The organism is Pontibacter brevis (assembly GCF_054779655.1).
The window spans coordinates 95423-115474 of the sequence record NZ_BAAGXV010000012.1; the positions used below are offsets into that span (position 1 = coordinate 95423).

General features: G+C 50.0%; 16 protein-coding genes. 8 read left to right on the forward strand and 8 right to left on the reverse strand.

Annotated features, from left to right (window positions below):
* Positions 1-180 precede the first annotated feature (180 nt).
* Both hrpB and ACYVB1_RS03405 read left to right on the forward strand, forming a co-directional pair.
* Complete coding sequence (gene hrpB / locus ACYVB1_RS03400) at positions 181-2628, forward strand: ATP-dependent helicase HrpB (protein WP_460920585.1); 2448 nt, start codon at positions 181-183, stop codon at positions 2626-2628.
* Positions 2629-3449: 821 nt separating this feature from the next.
* Positions 3450-4856 carry a S8 family peptidase gene (locus ACYVB1_RS03405; protein WP_460920587.1) on the forward strand — a complete coding sequence of 469 codons (1407 nt, stop codon included), beginning with the start codon at positions 3450-3452 and terminating at the stop codon, positions 4854-4856.
* Positions 4857-5017: 161 nt separating this feature from the next.
* Here ACYVB1_RS03405 and ACYVB1_RS03410 read toward each other — a convergent pair whose 3' ends face one another.
* The 4 genes from ACYVB1_RS03410 to ACYVB1_RS03425 all read right to left on the reverse strand — a co-directional run bounded on the left by ACYVB1_RS03410 (position 5018) and on the right by ACYVB1_RS03425 (position 8345).
* Positions 5018-6322: an erythromycin esterase family protein gene (locus tag ACYVB1_RS03410; protein ID WP_460920589.1), complete on the reverse strand. Its 1305-nt coding sequence runs from the start codon at positions 6320-6322 to the stop codon at positions 5018-5020.
* 111 nt (positions 6323-6433) lie between these two features.
* Positions 6434-6892 (reverse strand): DUF2267 domain-containing protein, encoded by a 459-nt coding sequence (locus tag ACYVB1_RS03415; RefSeq protein ID WP_460920591.1) that lies wholly within the window; start codon positions 6890-6892, stop codon positions 6434-6436.
* 78 nt (positions 6893-6970) lie between these two features.
* Complete coding sequence (locus ACYVB1_RS03420; RefSeq protein WP_460920593.1) at positions 6971-7951, reverse strand: SDR family oxidoreductase; 981 nt, start codon at positions 7949-7951, stop codon at positions 6971-6973.
* Between the two features lie 67 nt (positions 7952-8018).
* Positions 8019-8345 carry a hypothetical protein gene (locus ACYVB1_RS03425; RefSeq protein WP_460920595.1) on the reverse strand — a complete coding sequence of 109 codons (327 nt, stop codon included), beginning with the start codon at positions 8343-8345 and terminating at the stop codon, positions 8019-8021.
* 473 nt (positions 8346-8818) lie between these two features.
* Here ACYVB1_RS03425 and ACYVB1_RS03430 point away from each other — a divergent pair, with 473 nt between their 5' ends.
* The 3 genes from ACYVB1_RS03430 to ACYVB1_RS03440 all read left to right on the forward strand — a co-directional run bounded on the left by ACYVB1_RS03430 (position 8819) and on the right by ACYVB1_RS03440 (position 13040).
* Positions 8819-9109 carry a hypothetical protein gene (locus ACYVB1_RS03430; RefSeq protein WP_460920597.1) on the forward strand — a complete coding sequence of 97 codons (291 nt, stop codon included), beginning with the start codon at positions 8819-8821 and terminating at the stop codon, positions 9107-9109.
* Positions 9110-9269: 160 nt separating this feature from the next.
* Positions 9270-10367, forward strand: a complete 1098-nt coding sequence (locus ACYVB1_RS03435; RefSeq protein ID WP_460920599.1) for a sensor histidine kinase — start codon at positions 9270-9272, stop codon at positions 10365-10367.
* Between the two features lie 294 nt (positions 10368-10661).
* A complete protein-coding gene (locus ACYVB1_RS03440) occupies positions 10662-13040 on the forward strand; it encodes a PAS domain S-box protein (protein WP_460920601.1) in 2379 nt (792 codons plus the stop codon).
* A 225-nt stretch (positions 13041-13265) separates the two neighbouring features.
* On the opposite strand, the gene ACYVB1_RS03445 is transcribed toward ACYVB1_RS03440, so the two are convergent.
* The 3 genes from ACYVB1_RS03445 to ACYVB1_RS03455 all read right to left on the reverse strand — a co-directional run bounded on the left by ACYVB1_RS03445 (position 13266) and on the right by ACYVB1_RS03455 (position 14339).
* A complete protein-coding gene (locus tag ACYVB1_RS03445; RefSeq protein WP_460920603.1) occupies positions 13266-13724 on the reverse strand; it encodes a cold-shock protein in 459 nt (152 codons plus the stop codon).
* A 64-nt stretch (positions 13725-13788) separates the two neighbouring features.
* The gene (locus ACYVB1_RS03450) at positions 13789-14016 is read right to left on the reverse strand and encodes a hypothetical protein (RefSeq protein ID WP_460920605.1); all 228 of its coding nucleotides are present in this window, start codon (positions 14014-14016) and stop codon (positions 13789-13791) included.
* 131 nt (positions 14017-14147) lie between these two features.
* Positions 14148-14339, reverse strand: coding sequence for a cold-shock protein (locus ACYVB1_RS03455; protein ID WP_460920607.1), 192 nt, complete (start codon positions 14337-14339; stop codon positions 14148-14150).
* Between the two features lie 328 nt (positions 14340-14667).
* Between ACYVB1_RS03455 and ACYVB1_RS03460 the strand changes: the two genes are divergently transcribed.
* From ACYVB1_RS03460 to ACYVB1_RS03470, 3 genes are all read left to right on the forward strand, one after another.
* Positions 14668-14865: a hypothetical protein gene (locus ACYVB1_RS03460; protein ID WP_460920609.1), complete on the forward strand. Its 198-nt coding sequence runs from the start codon at positions 14668-14670 to the stop codon at positions 14863-14865.
* A 445-nt stretch (positions 14866-15310) separates the two neighbouring features.
* On the forward strand, positions 15311-17797 hold the full coding sequence (locus ACYVB1_RS03465) for a TonB-dependent receptor domain-containing protein (protein WP_460920611.1): 2487 nt from the start codon (positions 15311-15313) through the stop codon (positions 17795-17797).
* A 174-nt stretch (positions 17798-17971) separates the two neighbouring features.
* Positions 17972-18808, forward strand: coding sequence for a hypothetical protein (locus ACYVB1_RS03470; protein WP_460920613.1), 837 nt, complete (start codon positions 17972-17974; stop codon positions 18806-18808).
* Positions 18809-18902: 94 nt separating this feature from the next.
* On the opposite strand, the gene ACYVB1_RS03475 is transcribed toward ACYVB1_RS03470, so the two are convergent.
* Positions 18903-20027, reverse strand: coding sequence for a trans-sulfuration enzyme family protein (locus tag ACYVB1_RS03475; protein ID WP_460920615.1), 1125 nt, complete (start codon positions 20025-20027; stop codon positions 18903-18905).
* Between the last annotated feature and the right edge of the window lie 25 nt (positions 20028-20052).

Below are 20052 nucleotides of genomic sequence, written 5' to 3' on the forward strand. Positions count from 1 at the left end.
AGTCTATAAGTCCCACTTCTTTATCTAAGTCCGTATCCCCAAGGGTAAATTTTCCTGCTAGTGTTTTTTTTGTGCACAACATAAGGTAGAAACTAATACATCCTAACCTGGCATTCGCATGAAGAAGAGTTTGTAATTTTGAAATCCTGTTTCTAATACCTGTGTCTAAAATTTAAAAAATTGCCTTTCAACCCCTTTACCATCGACTTACCCGTTCGGGAAATTATGCCTGCCGTGCGGGAGCACCTGGCGGCGCAGAACACGCTGATTGTCAACGCCCCTCCCGGAGCCGGTAAAAGCACCTTGCTGCCGCTGGCTTTGCTAAACGAGGCCTGGCTGAAAGACCAGAAAATCGTGATGCTGGAACCCCGGCGACTGGCGGCCAAAACCATTGCCGAGCGCCTGGCGCAGCTGCTGGGCGAGGAGGTAGGCCAGACCGTCGGCTACCGCATCCGTTTCGAGAACCGCACTTCCGCGCAAACCCGCATTGAGGTAGTCACCGAAGGCATCCTCACCCGCATGATCCACAGCGACCGCTCGCTGACGGGGGTTGGCATTGTCATCTTCGATGAGTTCCATGAGCGCAGCATCCATGCCGATGTCGCCATGGCCCTGAGCCGGGAAGCGCAGGGTACGCTTCGCCCGGACCTGCGCATTATGGTGATGTCGGCCACCCTGGACATGCCGCAACTCACGAGCCTGCTCCAGGCGCCGGTGGCGCAAAGCATGGGGCGGCAATACCCCATCGAAACCTTTTATACCGGCGACGCAGACGACCGCCACCTGCCCGAAATGACGGCCAAGGTGGTGGAGCAGGCAGCGAAAGAGCAGGAGGGCGATGTCCTGGTGTTCCTGCCCGGCGAAAACGACATCCGGAAAGTTGAAACCCTGCTGCGCCGGCAGCTGCGCGGTTTCCAGGTACACCCGCTGTTCGGGATGCTGCCCTTCGGCAAGCAGTACGCCGCCATCATGCCCGACCGCCAGGGCAGGCGCAAAGTGGTGCTGGCCACCAGCATCGCCGAGACCAGCTTAACCATAGAAGGCATTTCGGTGGTGGTGGATACAGGCTTTGGCAAAACCTCCCGCTTCGAGCCGAAGTCCGGTTTGTCCAGGCTCGAAACGGTGCGCATCTCTAAAGACGCCGCCGACCAGCGTGCCGGTCGCGCCGGACGTTTGGGCCCCGGCACCGCCTACCGCATGTGGAGCAAAACCACGCAGGAGCGTATGGCCCCGCACCGTACCCCTGAAATCCTGGAAGCTGACCTGTCTTCGCTGGTGCTGGACATGGCGCAATGGGGCATCACGGATATCCGTGGCCTGACCTGGCTGAACCCGCCACCGCGTGCTGCCCTGCAATATGCCACCGAAATGCTTCACCAGCTGCAGGCGCTGGAGCATGGCCGCATCACCGAACACGGCAAACGCATGCATGCGCTGCCCTGCCACCCGCGCATTGCGCACATGCTGCTCAAAGCCGAAGAAACAGGCCAGGTGCCGCTGGCCAGCGACATTGCCGCCGTCCTGGAAGAGCGCGACCCGCTGGACCGCAACGCCGGCATCGACATTAACCTGAGAGTGGAAGCGCTGCGACGTTACAGGAAAGAGCAGGGCAAAGGCAAGAGCTTTGGGAAGATAGAGAAGGTGGCCCGCTCGTACCGCCAGCTGTTCCAGGTAGAGGCCGACAACAGCACCTTTGACGAGTATGAAACGGGGGTGCTGCTGGCACACTGCTACCCCGAGCGCATCGCCTACGCCCGCCCCGGCAACAACGCGCAGTTCCAGCTGGCCAATGGCAAGTATGCCTCCGCCGGCCACCGCGACGACCTGGCGCACGAGCCTTGGCTGGCCATCGCGCACCTGCACGCCGGCGGCGAAGATAACCCGGGCCGCATTTTCCTGGCCTCGCCGCTCAACCCGCGCGACCTGGCCCCGCTCTTAAAGCAGCAGGAGGTTTACCACTGGGACGTGAACGACGGCGAACTCACCGCCTCCCTGGATACCCGCATCGGCAGCATTGTGCTGCAAAGCAAGCCGCTGCCACCACCCGACGAGAAGCACCGCGTACCGGCTATCTCTGAAGCTATTAAGCAGGAAGGCGAGCACCTGCTGGACTTTAATGAGGAAGTGACCCAATGGCAGCACCGCGTGCTCAGCCTGCGGAAGTGGCGCCCCACAGAAGGCTGGCCTGACGTGAGCACCTCCACCTTGCTCCTGACCAACTGGGAATGGCTGCGCCCACACCTCTACGACATCGAGCACCCGGATGAACTCATGGAACTGGAGCTCCTGCCAATCCTGGAAGCAAAGTACCTGGACGAGGCGCAACTTGCCCGGCTAGACCACTTGGCTCCTGCCAGCCTGGTGCTGCCGGATGGATCTCCGATTGATCTGGAGTATCGGCCAGATGGTGAACAACCCAGGCTGGAAATTCGCCTGCAGGACATATTGGCCAGGGAAGAGAGCCCTACAGTAGATGCCGGGGAAATGAAGGTAGAACTGCACCTGCTCACCCCGGACCTGAAGCCCATCACCAGAGTGGCTGACCTGGCTACGTTCTGGAAAGGCAACTACCGCGTTATCAAACGCCAGCTGGAAGTAGTGTTCCCGCAGGTGGAGTGGGAGAGGTGACCTTACTTTGCCTTTCAAGTGTCAACAAAAAAACTTTTTTGTCATTTCGAACACAGTGAGAAATCTGAGTTATTTCATGACCCCACACAATATGACAGATTTCTCACTGCTAGGCAGGTCCCTTTCTACTCTCGTCTCAGGCATGTTCGAAATGACAGTTTAGCTTAAGTATTTGACATAACTCCTGCTCAATCTTAACCTCCGGTGGTAAAGACCCTCTAATACAAACAACACGCTGAACAGAATGACAAAAGTTTAGAAACCGCGTTTTCCCTACAATACGAGTTCTTGAATAATGAGAGCTTAAAGACCTCGCAGCGTGCGCAGCTCATACGAGTGTCTGGCTATTCGGCTTGTAGTTTAAGAATGGCTCCCTCAGCAAGAAGGTACAGGTGCTGTGCTGCACGGAGGTAGAGGTACACAACACCTGCAGCTGGTTGACCACTGATTTCTATTCTTTCATGGAATGGAAGAGAAAATAAGCTTTTAACTACCAGTCAGCCGGGTTTTTATTAAAAGTGGTAATTTTTGTTGTAATTTCTTCTGGAATCTGTTTTTTCGTGTACCTTTAGCTCCAATATTTACCTTTTCTGAACAAGGCAAAAAATAAATTTAAGCAGCTTTGTTACTTTTTTATAGTGGCCTATAACACTTTTATTTAAAAAACCTAAGTCATTTGATGTAAAAATGTAACAGCTGTTTCTTTATTCATTTATTTTCCTGCTAAAAGCATAGTTGCTGTTAGGTACGAACCTTCCTGTTTAACGGAATTTTTTTTCCCGTACTTATCATTGTTACATCTCACCTTAAACAATTGAAACATGAAGAAAAATTATTTTACAGCGGGCAAATCTGCCGTAGCTGTGGCGGCTTTATCAGTAGCCTTTCTTACAGGTTGCGAGCAGGAACCATTTTCAGAAACTGAAACACTGGCACTGACAGAGGAGTCGCAGGCAATGGCCTCCAGGGGCCAGGAGTTTGTGGCCAACGAGGTGCTGGTAAAGTTTAAAGCTGGTACGTCGGAAGAGGCCAGAGCAGCTGCGCTGGCCCGTATCAGCGGCAAGGTAAAAGAGCACATCCTGACGAAGACAATGGAGCGCTTCGGCGACAGGGAAGGTTTCCTGCTGGTGCACACGCCCATGGCCGCTCTTGAGGCAATCAGCAAAATAAAAGGTGGGGCTGAAATTGAGTTTGCTGAGCCAAACTATATCTACCAGCATCATGCTGCCTCTAACGACCCTTACTACACCAACGGTTCTTTGTGGGGCATGTACGGAGATGCTACTTCTCCTGCAAACCAGTACGGCAGCCAGGCCGGTGAGGCATGGGCAACTGGCCATACAGGGTCAGCCTCTGTAGTGGTAGGTGTCATTGATGAAGGAATACAGTATACGCACCCGGACCTGGATAAAAACATCTGGACAAATCCGAATGACCCGGTAGACGGAGTGGATAACGACGGAAACGGATACGTGGACGACATCCATGGCTGGGACTTTGATGGCAACGACAATGAAGTGTATGATGGTGGCTCCAGGGGCAGCCTGGACGACCACGGCACACACGTAGCCGGCACCATTGGTGCAAAAATGGATGGTGCAGGTGTGGTAGGCGTGAACTGGACCGTGACCATGATCTCCTGCAAGTTCCTGGGTAGAAGAGGAGGTACTACCGCAAACGCCGTAAAAGCAGTGGATTACCTTACTGACCTGAAGACGCGCCACAATATGAACATCGTGGCCAGCAACAACTCCTGGGGCGGTGGCGGCTTTTCACAAGCGCTTTATGATGCCATTAGCCGCGCCAATGCGCAGGAAATTCTCTTTGTAGCAGCTGCAGGAAACGGTGGCAGTGATGGTGTTGGTGATGATAACGACGTAACGGCAAGTTATCCGTCTAACTATGAACTGGACAACATCATTGCTGTTGCCGCTATCACATCTTCCGGTGATAAGTCTTCTTTCTCCAATTACGGTGCTAAAACAGTAGATTTAGGTGCTCCTGGTTCAGGTGTCTATTCCACTACTGCTTTCAATACCTACTCTTCTTACAGCGGAACCTCTATGGCTACGCCGCATGTAACCGGTGGTGTAGCCTTGTGGGCTGCTTCAAATCCTGGCGCTACAGCTGCGCAAATGAAAAATGCTATCCTTAGCAGCACTGTTCCTACTGCTTCTTTAGCTGGCAAGACAGTAACAGGGGGTAGGCTGGATGTAAGCGGATTTTAAAGCTTTTCCTCCGAAAGGCAGACGAAAATAGCGTATAAAATAAAGGGGGCAGGTCTTATTGACCTGCCCCCTTTATTTTATCCAGACCTGAATGAATGTCAGTTCTCAACATGATTAATTTCTGAAGCCATCGCTTTCCATCTCATGAAGGTGTTCATACCTTACATCCCAAACGGATATGTTTCCGGGGTTAAATCTCCCTTTGGTTTCAGGCGCAGCGGATGCAGGGCCTGCGTTTTGTCTATGTACAGGAAGGCATCGTAGCGGGAGGTTAGTTTGGTGGGCACGTAATTGCCTCTTTCCCTTTCCGGGTTGTACACCACTCCGATTGCCCTGTGCCCCAGCCAGCCCCTGAAATGTTCCTGCAGGGCAGGGCTTTGGTCGAAGATAAGCAGCTTGTTTTCCGGGGACATGGCATGCAGCATTTCTTCCACGCTGTGCTGGATGGCAGGTGGCACGGGCATCTCCTGCATCGGGGCGCCCCACATACTGCCAGCTATAACCGAACCTTCGTAAGAGCCGAAGCCTACCAGCACAACCTCTTCCGGGTGATGCTGTTCGCGCACGAGCTGGCCGACATTCAGCAGGCCCCCATCTGCCATACTGGTGGCGCGGGCGTCGCCGATATGCGTGTTGTGCTCCCAGACAATCACCTTCGCGTCCGGTCCATGGTACTTCATAATGGAGTTCAGGGTTTCCACCATGTGCAGGTCCCTTACATTCCAGGAGTTACCCCCGAACGAGGCCATGGTCCTGTAATATTTTTCACCGTTGGCCGCCACCAATGCATTAATTTCCGCATTGAGGCTTGCCTCCGGTTCCCCGTCATACTGCGGGGCCCGCTGCCGTACAGCCTGCAGCAGTTTCAGAACTTCGTCTTTGCAGCTTTGTTTTAGCAAGCTTAGCGCAGAAGCATAAGCATCTTCCTCACCGTAGGGCTCAAAGCAGTCAATCGCTTTTTTCGCGTATTCCGCTGCTTCCGGATCTTCTTTTTCAAGGTAATCCACGATAATTTCCATAGAGTCCCAGAGGCTGTAAACATCCAGGCCGTAGAAACCGATTTTTTTGTCCGGTGCCAGGTTGCTGTTATGGTTCCGCATCCACTCTGCCAGGGCTGCAATCTCCCAGTTTGCCCACATCCAGGTAGGCCACCTGTCAAACTTGTTCAGCACGTCCTTTATCGTTTCAGGTGCCCCCGGGTACCCTTTTACCCACCGGTTTATCTCAAAGCAATCGGGCCAGTCGCCTTCCACGGCAATACAGGAGAAGCCTTTCTCCTGTATCAGCCTCCTGGATATCGCTGCCCGCCAGGTATAGTATTCGTGTGTGCCATGCGAGGCCTCTCCGAGCAGGACATATTTCGCATCGCCGATACGTTCCATCAGCGGGTCCAGGTCTGCTGCATGCTGGAGTGAATGATATTCTTTAGCTAAGTCTATGGTGAGTTCTGAGGAAATTCCTGCCATAATAGATACTATAATTTTGTATTGGAGCTGTTGTAAGGTTCAACGGAATATTTACGCCCTGCTGCGGGGCCGGCTTCAGGCCCGCGGGCTGCCCGCTCCATCCGGACCGGTTTAACGATTGTTTTCTGCCTCTACCGGGAACAGCCCCTGTAGTTCCTTCGGCATTTGGGTGGCGATGTGCTGTAGCTGTCCTTCTGTGAGGTAGCGGGTGCCCAGCGAGGTGAAAATCATTGCAATCAGGTCTTCGGTGGACTGGCTCCAGTCGAACTGCTGCTCGCCGAATTTTGCCTGTTCCTGTTTTACGGCATCCTTGAACTCTTCCAGGCTGTCGATTTTCAGGGGCGTTTCCCTGTACTCCCATTGCTCTGCATAAATACCCCTCAGGAACATGGGCAGCTGCGAAAGCACATGAAAAGACTCGCTGATGGTGATGCGGTCGCGCAGGACGTGCAGCACAGACCGCAGCAGGATGTAAGTTTGTCCTTGTTCCTCCGGGTGGCCCATGTCAGCAGCCAGCTCGTTGAGGTATTCGTTTCCTTCCTGTGCGAATTTGTCAAAATAGTTTGCCATAGCTTTAAGTTGTTTAGGTTGTCTAAAAGTGGGCGCTTGTTGTTTTAATGTTCCTCAGCCTGGGTTTTGCGGCAGCGGCTAGTCCCTGTTCCTTTTATCAGATAAAGCGGATGCACCAAGGAGAACGCCGGCAAGCAGCACAGCGGCTATGCCGGCTACTGTTTTAAATGTATTGCCGCCCTTTTGCTTGTTATCCGGTATCCAGCCACCGTTCACCCTGTTCCAGTTTGTCAGGGGCTCGTAGAGGTTGCCCTGGTATGGCGCAGCGTGTTCATCTTTAAAGTGGTTCGTGGCAATCATCTTCTGCATGTATTTGTCGAACAACTCGTTCGGTGTAACCAGCCGCTGAAAGCGCATCATGCGCGACATGTTGCCCACCGTAACCTCTTCTTTTGGTTTCCTGGTTAATTTGTAAATGGTTCTGGCCACGCGCTTAGCCGGGATAACAGGATCAGGGGCTTTGATAGCCTTGCCCATGTAGTTGGCGGCATGCTGAAAAATAGGGGTGTCTATCACTGCCGGTAACACGCAGCAGGAATGAATTTTTTCCTCATCGGCAAGCTCCTGTGACAGGCTGATGCTCATGCCGCGGATGCCAAACTTGCTAATGGAGTATGGCACAGAGAAAGGCTGCCCTACAAGCGCCACCATAGAAGAAACATTGATGAGTGTGCCGTGGCCCTGGAAGCGGAATTGCCGGAGGGCTGTTCTCGCGCCATAGATGTAGCCCAGCAGGTTTATATCCAGCAACTGCCGGATATCGTCTGTAGGGATTTCTTCAAAATGCCCGAAAAGTCCGACCGCGGCGTTGTTCACCCACACATCGAAACCTCCGAAGGACTCCCTGGCCCGGACTGCGAGGGCATCAACCTCCTCTTCCAGGGCTACGTTGGTAGGCACTGCGACCGCCCTGCCCCCTAGGCGCTCACACTCCGCTACTACCTCCTGCAGGCCGGCGTTGAATCGTGCTGCCAGTACCACATCATGCCCTTTGCGGGCGAACTCCAAAGCAGTGGCACGTCCTATGCCACTCGATGCTCCTGTTATTACTGCTACCATACGCTTCCTTTTCTAAGCACATACGCTTGTTATCAGGCTTATACTTATCTTATAAGCATATATGATCCTACTTTACTACATTTACCACCATAATGAACTTGGCTTTTTGGCTACACTTCTTCTCCAGAACCTCCATGGCGGTTTTCAGGCTCTCCAGGGCCTCTTCTTTTGCCTGTTCCCGCAGTATGTAATGATAGTTCTGGTATTTTTTCCCTTCTGTTTCACGAAAGCTCCTGGTATATTCGCTTACCTCCCGGTCCCGTACATGGTTTGCCTCATTCAGGTATGCCACTTTGAACCCCTTTCCGCAAAGCTGCTCTGTGGCAGAAAGCGCCGACTCGAAATCGCCAAATCCTGTGAGCAGATATCCCGTCCTTAAATCAACAAATTCCATTTAATTATAAAATTTCTAAAACCAACTTCTTCAACTCTGTACCTTTTCGCTTCTGTGTGAGCCGTTTCCGCTAAGGAAGGGGTATAGCTCCCGCTCTGCTATCATTCTCTCCGCTACCTGCCGTAGCTTATCGCTGGCTGGCTTGAAGAAAAGATCACGCGTTTAGGTTCCTGGTTCTTTATACAGGGGAAACCTGTTGTTGGTGCCGGAGAAGGCTACTTTTAAGTGTTTTTCCCAAAAGATAAGGATAAACACGGAAGTAGCGTATAATCTCCTGATATAACCATATTTGCGTGCTGCCAATTAGCTGCCTCCCCTGTTCAGGGCTGCGTATTTTATGCTTTCTATAGAAATACGGAGTGGAAAAATCAGTGTTTTTCCTTGAATCGTTACGGAAGCAAAGGGGTTAACATAGTTCTAGACTATGTCCTGAGAAGGTGTTCTGGAACAACAGCACAAGAAAACAAACTTTTATGGTTAACAACATAACACGCGCACTGGAAGAGTTCGAGACATTGGTGAAGGATGGAAAACTATCCTCCTTCTGGGTTTCTTTCCGCAACAATGGCCTTTGCCTGCAAGGCTGTCAGTCCGGCCTGGAACAGCTGGTACCCCTTGAGCCGGACATGTATGAGTCGCTTCATACCTTCTTTTATGATGCCGGGAGAATAGCATATAACTCCCACGACTATACCAATCTCAAATGCTTTATAAATGCCCGGGTCATGCTCGACCGGTTGCTGAACAAGGAAGGCTCCCTGTAAGCGTCTTTCTCAGCCCTGGTACTTCTCTCACTTTTTCAGAGGATCATAGAAGGAAAACCATCTGTGGTTGCAAAGAAATACAGCCGGGTAAACTATTATACTTTTTAAAATGTATCTTTAAACAGAAGCGGCCCACGGGATAACAGCGTTTCCCGAAGCCATGCCCCCTTGCCTCCCTTTAAATAGTACTTTCGACGCATGCCAGGCACTTATTGAGCGTACCTCCCAAATCGTCTTTTCGTATGATGTCGCCACGGGTGCATTCACCTACCTGAACCCTGCCTTTGAGCAGGTTTTTAAGAGAAAGCGGGAAATGGCCACTGATCTTCCATCGTTGCTGGCGATGGTGCACCCGGAAGACCAACAGCACGTAGAAGATAAGTGCCTTCAGGTGCTGAAAGGGGAGGTTCTCAAAAACATAGAGTTTCGCATCGTGTTGCCTAACAATACGGAGCGCTGGCTGTGCCTGACGCCTTACCTGCTGGAGGAGGAGCCGGCGAAGGGGAAAATTGTAGGTTTTGCAGACGACATAACGCCCGCTAAGGAACACAATAATTATTTGAAAAAGTATTCCGATAAGAAAAATGCCGTCCTCAACATTCTCTCACATGATTTGGCTGGTCCCCTGGCCTTGATCGAAAGCCTGTCGGCCATGGTAGAGGATGAACTAAAGCAGGGCAACAACAAGGACATAAGCAATATTATTAACCTGATCAGGCAAAGCAGCCAGCAGGGGACACAACTGATCCAGGAGTTCATGAACCAGGAGTTTCTGGAGTCTACCACCACGGATGTGATCAAAAAGCGGGTGGACATTGTAAAGCGGATAGATCGGGTAATGGAGGAGTATAAGCAGAACGAAAAAGCAACAGGAAAGACCTTCCGCTTCGTGACCTCCAGTGATAGTGTATACATGGAACTGGACGACAACAAGTTCATGCAGTGCCTCAACAACCTGATTTCGAATGCTATTAAGTTTTCGCCTGACGGTGGAGTCATCACGATCAGTGTGGAAGAAGAGGCGGAAAGCGTGCTGTTTAAAGTGGCCGACAACGGAATAGGCATACCGGCAAAGTTCCATGATACTCTGTTCAACAAGTTTACCAATGCCCGAAGACCCGGCATCAAGGGCGAACCATCTGTGGGTTTAGGCATGTCCATTATCAGAACGATTGTGGACTGGCACCAGGGTGAAATCTGGTTTGAGAGCGAGGAGAACAAGGGCTCTACCTTTTATATCCGAATACCTAAAAAGTAGCAGGGCCCTCTGAAAGAGAGGGCTGCAGGTGAGCGTGAGCTGCAACCCCGCTTTCTACCTGCAAGCTGCACCTGTTGTCCTTTTTGTACGAAATCTCTATATTTACTTAAGCAACACTGCTGTTTGTCCTGCACAAGGTGGGTACCATGGCAAGTAAATGTGCTTTCAGAGATGAGCGGGAGCAAATGATTTTTGTCAGCCTGCTCAGCGCTCTTTTTGCGCTTTCATTCAAACCTAAGGGACAGGTACAACTCATTTTTAGCTTTAACAGAGATTGCAGGAGAAAGTAAAGGCATGACTGAAAAAACCCCTTACAATGGCACCAGTTCCGGTACAGAGAATTCCACTGCGCAAGTCCAGCCTGATGTGCGGCAGGATCTGAGTTGCCTTCTGCAAATACTTGAATCTGCTCCGGATGCCTATCTCATCCTCTCCCCGGACCTGATAATACGCATGGCCACCGATGCTTATTTAGCGGCCACCTTTAGCAGGCGGGAGGAGATCATTGGCAAATCCCTGTTTGATGTTTTCCCGGAGAACCCTGCAATGCCAGAGTCAAACGCTGTGAAGAACCTGAAAGCTTCTTTTGATAGGGTGTTGAGTAGCAAAAAACCTGATACGATGGTTGTCCAGCAATACGATGTGCCCAGGCCATCGCACCCTGAAGGGGGGGTTGAACAAAAGTACTGGAGCCCGCTGAACACCCCGGTACTAAATGCGGCAGGAGAGATTGCCTATATCATTCATAAAGTTTCTGACGTGACTGAACTGGTCAAAAGCCAGGGAAAAGTAGAAAAGCTAAATTATCAGCACCACGTGCTGCAGGCTGCACTTGAACAGCTCCACAATACAAAACAAAAATTAGAGGAAGAGCAGCGCAGGCTTGAAGAAACACAAACCCTGGGGCATATTGGTAGTTTTGAGGCTGCATACCCGTATGAGAACATCCGGTGGTCAGCCGAACTCTACCGCATACACGGTTATGAGCCACAGCAGGAGAAAATAACATACGAGAAGTATGCAGCCCTCATTCATCCGGATGACAGGGAAGCATATGAAAGAGCCATAGCGGCATTTTACACCGAACAAAAAGAGCTCGATCACATCTGCAGAATCATCCGGAAAGACGGGGCGGTACGGGTGCTGCACATTAGGGGGAAGATCGAGTTTGTTGGGATGGGCAGCCCGCAAAAAGTAAATGGTACTGTGCAGGACATTACCGAGCAGGTAAAAGCGCAGCAGAAAATACGGGAAAGCGAAATGCTGCTACGCGAGGCAGAGCAGGTGGGGCGTGTCGGCAGTTATTATGGTGATGTTGCCACGCTCACCTTTCGTTTTTCAGAAGGGATGTACAGGCTGTTGGGCCTTGAGCCTGATTCTTTTGCGCCTACGCTGGACATAATTGACGCTGCGTCGCACCCGGATGACGTGCCGGTTGTCCGGCAGGTGCTGGAGCAGGCTATCCGAAACAAGCAGCCTTATGAGTACTACCGGCGCGTGTACCTGCCAGATGGTGAGATGCGGTACATGCACAGCTCCGGCAAAGTGAAATGTGACAGCGAAGGCAATGCCCAGGCATTCATTGGCATTGTACAGGATATTACCGAGCGGAAGCTGATAGAAGAAAAGATAAGGCAAAGCGAGCTGCACTTCCGCACGCTGCTGGATAACACGCCGGATATTATTACCCGGTGGGATAAAGACCGGAGGCTTATCTTTAATAACAACGCTTTCGAGGCTGCTACAGGTATGTCCGTTTCTTTCCTTTACTTAAAGGGCAACAGCCAGGCAGAGCAGCCTGAAACTTGCAGCATGTCCTGGAAGGAGAAACTGAGCCTGGTGTTCGAGACAGGTGAAACACAGGATTACAATCATTCCTGTGAGCTGCCGAATGGAAGGGCTTATTATTATTCCCGCCTGGTGCCTGAGTCTTCAGAAGACGGAAGTATACAAAGCGTGCTGGTAATTGCCCGCGATGTTTCGGCTTTAAAGAAACTGGAGCAGGAAAACCTTCAGCTGCGGCTAAACCAGCAGAAAGAGCTGCTTTTGGCTATAATGGAAACCCAGGAAACAGAGAGAAGGCGCATTGCCGAAGCATTGCACAATGGTATCGGGCAACTCCTGTACGGTGCCAAGCTCAACCTGGACCAGCTTACGCGCGAGGAGGTAACACAGGATAAGCATGCCCTAAAGGCCTCTATCCTTTATACGGACCAGATGCTGGAGCAGGCCATCAACCAGGTCCGAAGCATTTCGCATGAGTTAACCCCGTCTGTACTAGAACATTTTGGCCTGGAGGTGGCCTTTAAAGAGATTTGCGTTGCTTTCAATACAAGTGACCTGGAGTTCCAGTGCCTTGTTTTCAATTTGAGCAGCCAGCTGGAAAAACACCTGCAGGTAGGTGTCTACCGCATTGCGCAGGAGCTGGCGAATAATATTGTGAAGCATGCCGGGGCTACCGAGGCCAGCCTGCTTTTGCGGCAGCATAAGAACTCCCTGGTGCTGTTGGCAGAAGACAACGGCAAGGGCTTTGACCCGTCGCACATCCAGACTAAAGGAATCGGCCTCAAATCCATTCAGGACCGGGTGAAACTATTGAACGGCACCATGCGCATTCATGCTGTACCAGGCCAAGGCACCCTGGTGCATATCAGCCTGCCTCTCGGCTCCTGAGGTGTCGGCCAGCCTCAGGTAATGATACGTCCAGCTAGCGACAAGGCAGGGGAGTAAGAGGCAGCTGTCCGGCGCCAGGCTCAAAAAAAAGGCTTTGAACCTGGCGCCGGACAGCGTTAAGTTCAAAGCCTTTCAGAGCTTCAGCAGTACTTCTGTACTTATATGGCAAAACGCAGCACTCCCATTGTTGCACATTGGGCATGAACAGGACGCTGCGTAAATTTTCTACTTTACTAACTTCACGTTGATAGCGTTAAGACCTTTAGGGCCTTTCTCCACTTCGAAGCTAACCTTGTCATTTTCTTTCACCGCATCTTCCAGGCTGTTCTGGTGAACAAAAATGCTTTCCTGTGAGTCGTGGTCCTTGATAAAGCCGTAGCCTTTCGAGGTGTTGAAGAAGGTGATTGTTCCTTTTCTGACCAAATCGGCCGGATCAATTTCTTCCAGCTTTGGTACACCAATCCGGATGTCCTCCTGCTTTATCTCTTTCTTCTTTTTTGTAGGATCCGGAGGAGTATCCGTAATGTTTCCTTCGTCATCTATATAGGCGAGCATTTCGTCAATGCCTTTTCCTTTGTTAGAATTCGCTAAACGCTCTTCCTTCTTCTGCTCTTTGTCCTGTCTTTTCTTTAGTTTTTTCTTTTCTTTTTCTTTTTTACTAAATGTTTCTTGAGATCTACCCATATATAGTTTTTGGATTTTGGTGTTATGTTCTAATATCTACGGAAATGGGGGCTATCCGGCCTTGCTAGTAGCGGAAAAGAAAGTTCGTTCCGTTACGTATCCACTTCTCGAAGAAGGTGTTGTCATTGTACTCGCCTGTTACTAGCTCGAAGTCAGACCGGTTCTTATTGGCGCGGGAGCCCATAAAGCTGTCCATGGAATCCTGGTTGTTTGGCTCCCAATCTTGTCCTTTTTGCAAAGCAACGCACAGGTATTCGCGTGTGGTGGTATCTACTAAGTATTTTCGGTTCATTGGCGTGAGGTAAAAGCCCGGTTTCAGCTGAAAACGGAGCAGAATGTGAGAGGAAAAAAGAGAAATTGTGTGCGAGCAAATAAAAAAGCCTTACGCATGTAAGGCTTTTTTATGTTACTTATATTTTAAAACTAAACACGCTGCACATTCACTGCGTTTAGTCCTTTTCTACCTTCCTGTAGATCAAAAGTAACTTCGTCATTTTCTCTGATCTCGTGTACCAGGCCAGATACATGTACAAAGTATTCCTGATCTGAATTTGCTTCTTTAATAAATCCGAATCCTTTGGTTTCATTAAAGAATTTTACTGTTCCGTTATTCATATTGTTTTGTTTGTTATATACCTACTACACATCTGCGGGCATATATGTTCATTATATCTTACAATATGCAACATAAAGTTGGTAATTCTTGATCTTAAGCCATAAATAATAAGATAATCATGTAATAGTCTTATTATTTAAGGAGAAACAGCATCTGAAAAGAAAAATTGCCGGTGCCTCAGCTTTTTTTCTTTCAACTGCGCAGCTGGCTGATATATGCTGCCCGCTCAGGCGCTCCCATGTTAAATATAGATTAAGCGCTTTTTTAACGTATCCCTATATCTTAATGTGTTCAGCAACGTACGCTAATCAAAACAAAATTAAGGCAATGAAAGAATCTAAATCTCTTAAATCTTTAGGAAAAATTCTCACAGATCCATCTGAGTTAGATGCGGTAATGAAAGATCCGGGGCAGTACGGGCTGGACTTTTATAAGTCCCTTACCGCAAAAGACAAACAATATGTGGTTTTTGCGGCTGCAGCCGCACTGATTGTATATGGCCTGACGCTGAATAAGAAAAAATAAAACAGCCACACAACAGCCTTTTTTCCGGTATGGCCTGAGAGGAGTTGCTGTTCCTGCGGCAGCTTTCTTTGCCGGGTAAGCCCGCTGCTTCACTTCCTGAATGAAGGAAGCACTTGCGTGAACAGAGACTTGTCCATTACCACATCCTGCTGCATTTCATATAGCATGAAATGCAGCAGGATGCTTCATTATAAATCTGGCACCCAGGGCGTCGCAGCCAAAACTGAAGCCTGCTTCTGAAAACATCAGTGGCAGGCTTTTTACTTTTTACCCGTTGATTGATTTGGATGCAGCTTTTTCTTCTCCTAGAAACTCTTGCCTGAGCAATAACCAGAGAAGAAATGAATTAAGGAAAGCTGCGCCCCGTGCAACCTTCGGAATTTCCCTTGTCTTTAAGGTGCAGCAGCTGACCGGGTAAAATACATAAACACTTACGCTATAAACTATGAAAAAAAGTCTCCTCTTTTTGCTGGGACAGCTATGCCTATGCCTCAGCCTTACCGTTACAGCGTTAGCACAGGAACAGTCTCAAAAACCTGCGCCGGGCACCAGCAACGGGATTGGTGCCATTTCCGGGACGCTGCTGGACTCTCTTACGGGCAAGCCCATTGAATTTGCCACGGTGGCTTTGCTGCAGGGTGGCTCCACACAGGCTATCAATGGAACCCTCACCGATAGTGGGGGCCGCTTTGCTTTCACCAGTCTGGCACCCGGCAACTATGACGTTACTTTTAGCTTTATCGGCTACGACACTAAAACCATCCGGCAGCTTTCTATAACAGCAGACAATCCTGAAGTGGCGACCGGCCCCGTCGTGCTTGCTCCTGTCTCTACCCAGCTGAAGGAGGTAAATGTGCAGACGCTTCGGCCTGCCATAACACAGGAAGCAGACCGGATGGTGGTCAGTGTGGAGGGCACCGCTATGGCCGCTGGCAGTACCGCCTACGACGTGCTGGCAAAGTCGCCGGGTGTGTTTATTGACCAGGATGGCAACATCCAGCTGAACGGCCGATCCGGCGCTACTATCATGCTGGATGGCAAGCTCACTTACTTGTCGGCAAGGGATCTGCGCACTTTGCTGGAGGGCATGTCTGCAGAGAACATCAAAAACATAGAAATCATCACCAATCCGTCTGCCAGGTATGATGCAGAGGGTTCTTCCGGTATCCTGAACATCAACCTGAAGAAAAATACACAACAGGGGGTGAACGGCAGCGTGTACGCCGGCTACACTTACAACGGCCAGCAGCACGGCTATACCACAGGCGCCAACATTAACTACAAAAGCAATGACTGGAATTCTTTTCTGAACCTGGATATGGCACGCCGGGTAGGAGGCCGCGAGGCAACCTTTACAAGAGTGTTTTACGGTGAAACAAGCACCACCTATTTTGACCAAGTAGCCACCGGGAATTATATGGTGCAGGGACCGCCGTTTGTGCGCCTGGGTACCGACTACAGCCTGAATGACAAACACACTGTCGGCTTTATGGCCAATTACGGCACCAACTTCCTTGAGACAGATTTCCTGACCGACACCTACATCGGAAGCAGCCCAAACGAGCCGGAGCAGTTTATTGACGCGAATAATTACCTGACGAACCGGTTCACCAACTTTACGTCGAATGTGCATTATGTGGGCAAGCTTGACACCCTGGGCTCCAGTTTGACGGCTGACCTGGACTATGTCAGAATCACGAACCGTGGGGAAGCCAACTTCTACAATTATTTTTATGATTTAACTTCGACTGCGCCCACCGTACAGGATTTTCTGTATACCGATACTCCAAATGAGTTTGACATTTATTCAGCTAAAATTGATTTTACCAAACAATTCACAAAGGACCGGAAGCTGGAAATGGGTGCCAAGGCCAGCAGGGTTTTATCTGATAATGATTCGCGCTTTTACTTCAACAACGGGGATGAGCCGGTACTGGACCTGAACCGAACAAACCATTTTGTGTATGATGAGGATATCTACGCTGCTTATGTGAACATGAACAGCAGGCTGGGGGAGCGTTATACTTTACAGGGAGGCCTGCGTGCAGAACATACCAAATCAAGAGGAGAGTCGCTTACTACAGGACAGGTAAATGACAGGAAATACCTGAACCTGTTCCCAAGCCTGTTTCTGCAGCAGAAGGTGACGGATAACTATGAAATCAGCTACAGTTACAGCCGCCGTATTCAGCGTCCCAACTACTTAAGCATGAATCCTTTTATTATATACCGCGATCCGTATACTTATGTGCAGGGCAACCCGGGGCTGAGGCCGCAGTTTACCCATGCTTTTGGCATTACGAATACGTTCAAGAAAACCTATAACCTCACGCTGAACTATCAGCTCCTCCAGGATGTGATTTCGGAGTTACCGATACTGGTGGAGGAAACAGCCACCACCATTTACACAACCGGTAATGTGGACGACGCGCAAAACATCAGTTTAACCGCCATTGTGCCTTTAAGCATCATGAAAAACTGGGATACCAACAACACGTTGGTGCTCTCTTACAACGAGTACAGCATGGTAGCGAATAACGAGCTGATAGTAAATGACCAGGTGTTTTACATGCTGCAGTCCAACCACAACATTCTACTGCCCCTCAAGCTCAGGATGGAGATAAATGCAGTGTACAGGGGGCCAGCGGCATCAGGCTTATACCGCATTGCGCCGATGTGGTGGGTCCATACCGCATTCAAGAGAAGCATCCTGGACGACAAACTGGATGTGAGCCTGAACTTCAACGACATTTTCAGAACCTACAGGCTGGTTTTTACGACAGATATCAGCGGAAACGTAAATGACTTTGACCAATACTTCCGTAACCGCACCGTTGGATTAACCTTGCGCTACAACTTCAGCAGAGGAGAAAAGTTTGATACCAAACGCCGCAACAACAACCTGGATGAGTTGAACAGGACAGGGGGGTGATGCTTTGACTGACATCACAGGAAAACTATAAATAACAGAAAATAGCCAGATTCACCGGTGAGATTAGGAACTGTTTTCTTATATCGTGCCCTTGGGAGGCGAAAACAGCAGCGGGAAACCGCAGGGCGAAGCTATCGTTAGAATAAAAAGAAAACGCAAACCTAATTAAACGCTATGGAACGGCACGACAGAGACCGCTACTACAGAGGTGGCTACAATAACGAAGACAGGTACGAATACAACAATAACAACAGAAACCGCTACGACCGGGACAACCAATATGGGTATGACCGGAATGACGGGTACTACCGTGAGAACAGGTACAACCGCGACGAGAGACCAGGCAGGGATTTGAAACAGCAGTTTGAAAGAGACTATCGGAACAGCGGTTACAGAAACAACGATAACCGTTACAACCAACAGGATCGCTATAACCGGGGCTATCAGGGAAACGACGAGCGGGAAAATCGTTACCATAACTATCGCAGCCGTGACGATGACAGGGATACCAGCTATGCCTCGAATTTCAGGGGCAATGAAAACAGCCAGGGCGACATCCGGCAGGGCTACGGCATATCAAGCTTTGATGGCACGTCCGACAGGTACAACACCCTGAACAGTGACCAGCGCGGAGGCAATATGCAGGAGGAGCAACCTTATTATTCCGGTAACAGAGATTACCTGAGCAGTTCGCGCTATGGCGGTGGTACAGGTGATGCTTTCCCTAACTCAAACAGGGGAGTACCGAACTACGCTGTACAGACTTTTGCAGATAATTATGGCACCGGGATGGGAAGCTCCTATGGTGGCAAAAACTATGGCCCTGGAACAGGTTATCAGACTGGGAACAGGGGCGGCTCGTTCGGCGGCAACCTCTACGGCAATTCGTCTGGTAATTACGGTGGCTATGGTTCTATGGGAGCTAGCACTTACGGTGGCGGACAAAGCAGTTCCGGCGGCAGCACTTCGCATAACTCTGACAGGCGTATCACCGGAAACTACAATTACTAAACAGCAGCTTATTCTTTTTAAAACAGCCTGTCCTATATAGGACAGGTTGTTTTATTTTTAATTACAAAAAGAACCGCTTTGGCTCTTGTAACTTTTACTTTTTCATGGCTGACCTGAGGTCATAGAGCAGGTCCTCCGGGCTTTCTATTCCAACGGAAAGCCGAAGCAAGCCGTCCGTAATGCCTAATGCCAAACGCTCCTCCGCAGGTAAACTGGCATGCGATGACCTGGAGGGTTGGCAGATGGTGGTATCTACGCCGCCCAGGCTCAGCGCAGGAATAATTAACTGCAGCCTGTTTAAAAAATCCTCTGTCCTTGCCTGGTCTTTCAGCTCAAAGGACAGCATTCCTCCGAATCCTCCTTTCATTTGCCGCACTGCAATGGTGTGGTTCGGGTGCTGTGGCAGGCCGGGGTAGTATACCTTTGCTACTCCTGCTTCTTCCTGTAGTACTTCAGCTATTTTCATGGCACTGGCATTCTGTTTCTCTACCCGGAGGGCCAGCGTCTTCAGGCTCCGCTCTATCAGGTAGCAATCCAGTCCGTTCAGGCTGCCGCCAAAATTTAAAGCGCTTTCGTAGATAATGTCTTTCAGCCTTCTGGATGTGATGATGGCACCAAAACATAGATCGTGGTGCCCTCCCAGGTATTTGGTACCGCTGTGCACCACCACATCAAAGCCCAGCGGAATCGGGTTCTGGTTAAAAGGAGTCGCAAACGTGTTGTCTACAACAGACAGGATGTTGTGCTTCCTGGCAACAGCACTTACCATTTCCAGGTCAACAACAGAAAGCAGGGGGTTAGAAGGCGTTTCTGTATAGATGACTTTCGTGTTCTCCTGAATCAAGGTTTCTATATGGCCCATATCGGCACTGGACACAAAGTCGTATGCGATGTTGTACTTGGGGAATTCCTCTACAATAAGCTTCACAGTGCCCCCGTATATTTCCTGTGAGAACAGGGCATGATCTCCTGCTTTAAGAAAGGCAAAGAGCGTGGTGGAGATGGCCGCAGTTCCGGAACTGAATATCATCCCGTCTTCCCCTTGTTCTAACCTGCAGAGTTTGTCTACAATGGCAAGTTGGTTTTCTGTGTTGAAGTTCCTGGGATAGAGTATTTCATCGTAGCCTTTATACCTGTTGGCTGTAGAAGTGTAGATAGGGGTATTCACTCCCTGGTGCTGCTGCTGGTTGCGTACGGATTCTGTTTCTTTACTATACATGTATTTTATTCTTTAAAGGAAGCTT

What these genes read in the sequence shown, in the direction of transcription:
- ACYVB1_RS03405 (WP_460920587.1), top strand. Translation starts at nt 3,450, where the DNA reads ATGAAGAAAAATTATTTTACAGCGGGCAAATCTGCCGTAGCTGTGGCG.
- ACYVB1_RS03410 (WP_460920589.1), bottom strand. Translation starts at nt 6,322, where the DNA reads ATGGCAGGAATTTCCTCAGAACTCACCATAGACTTAGCTAAAGAATAT.
- ACYVB1_RS03415 (WP_460920591.1), bottom strand. Translation starts at nt 6,892, where the DNA reads ATGGCAAACTATTTTGACAAATTCGCACAGGAAGGAAACGAATACCTC.
- ACYVB1_RS03420 (WP_460920593.1), bottom strand. Translation starts at nt 7,951, where the DNA reads ATGGTAGCAGTAATAACAGGAGCATCGAGTGGCATAGGACGTGCCACT.
- ACYVB1_RS03425 (WP_460920595.1), bottom strand. Translation starts at nt 8,345, where the DNA reads ATGGAATTTGTTGATTTAAGGACGGGATATCTGCTCACAGGATTTGGC.
- ACYVB1_RS03430 (WP_460920597.1), top strand. Translation starts at nt 8,819, where the DNA reads ATGGTTAACAACATAACACGCGCACTGGAAGAGTTCGAGACATTGGTG.
- ACYVB1_RS03435 (WP_460920599.1), top strand. Translation starts at nt 9,270, where the DNA reads ATGCCCCCTTGCCTCCCTTTAAATAGTACTTTCGACGCATGCCAGGCA.
- ACYVB1_RS03440 (WP_460920601.1), top strand. Translation starts at nt 10,662, where the DNA reads ATGACTGAAAAAACCCCTTACAATGGCACCAGTTCCGGTACAGAGAAT.
- ACYVB1_RS03445 (WP_460920603.1), bottom strand. Translation starts at nt 13,724, where the DNA reads ATGGGTAGATCTCAAGAAACATTTAGTAAAAAAGAAAAAGAAAAGAAA.
- ACYVB1_RS03450 (WP_460920605.1), bottom strand. Translation starts at nt 14,016, where the DNA reads ATGAACCGAAAATACTTAGTAGATACCACCACACGCGAATACCTGTGC.
- ACYVB1_RS03455 (WP_460920607.1), bottom strand. Translation starts at nt 14,339, where the DNA reads ATGAATAACGGAACAGTAAAATTCTTTAATGAAACCAAAGGATTCGGA.
- ACYVB1_RS03460 (WP_460920609.1), top strand. Translation starts at nt 14,668, where the DNA reads ATGAAAGAATCTAAATCTCTTAAATCTTTAGGAAAAATTCTCACAGAT.
- ACYVB1_RS03465 (WP_460920611.1), top strand. Translation starts at nt 15,311, where the DNA reads ATGAAAAAAAGTCTCCTCTTTTTGCTGGGACAGCTATGCCTATGCCTC.
- ACYVB1_RS03470 (WP_460920613.1), top strand. Translation starts at nt 17,972, where the DNA reads ATGGAACGGCACGACAGAGACCGCTACTACAGAGGTGGCTACAATAAC.
- ACYVB1_RS03475 (WP_460920615.1), bottom strand. Translation starts at nt 20,027, where the DNA reads ATGTATAGTAAAGAAACAGAATCCGTACGCAACCAGCAGCAGCACCAG.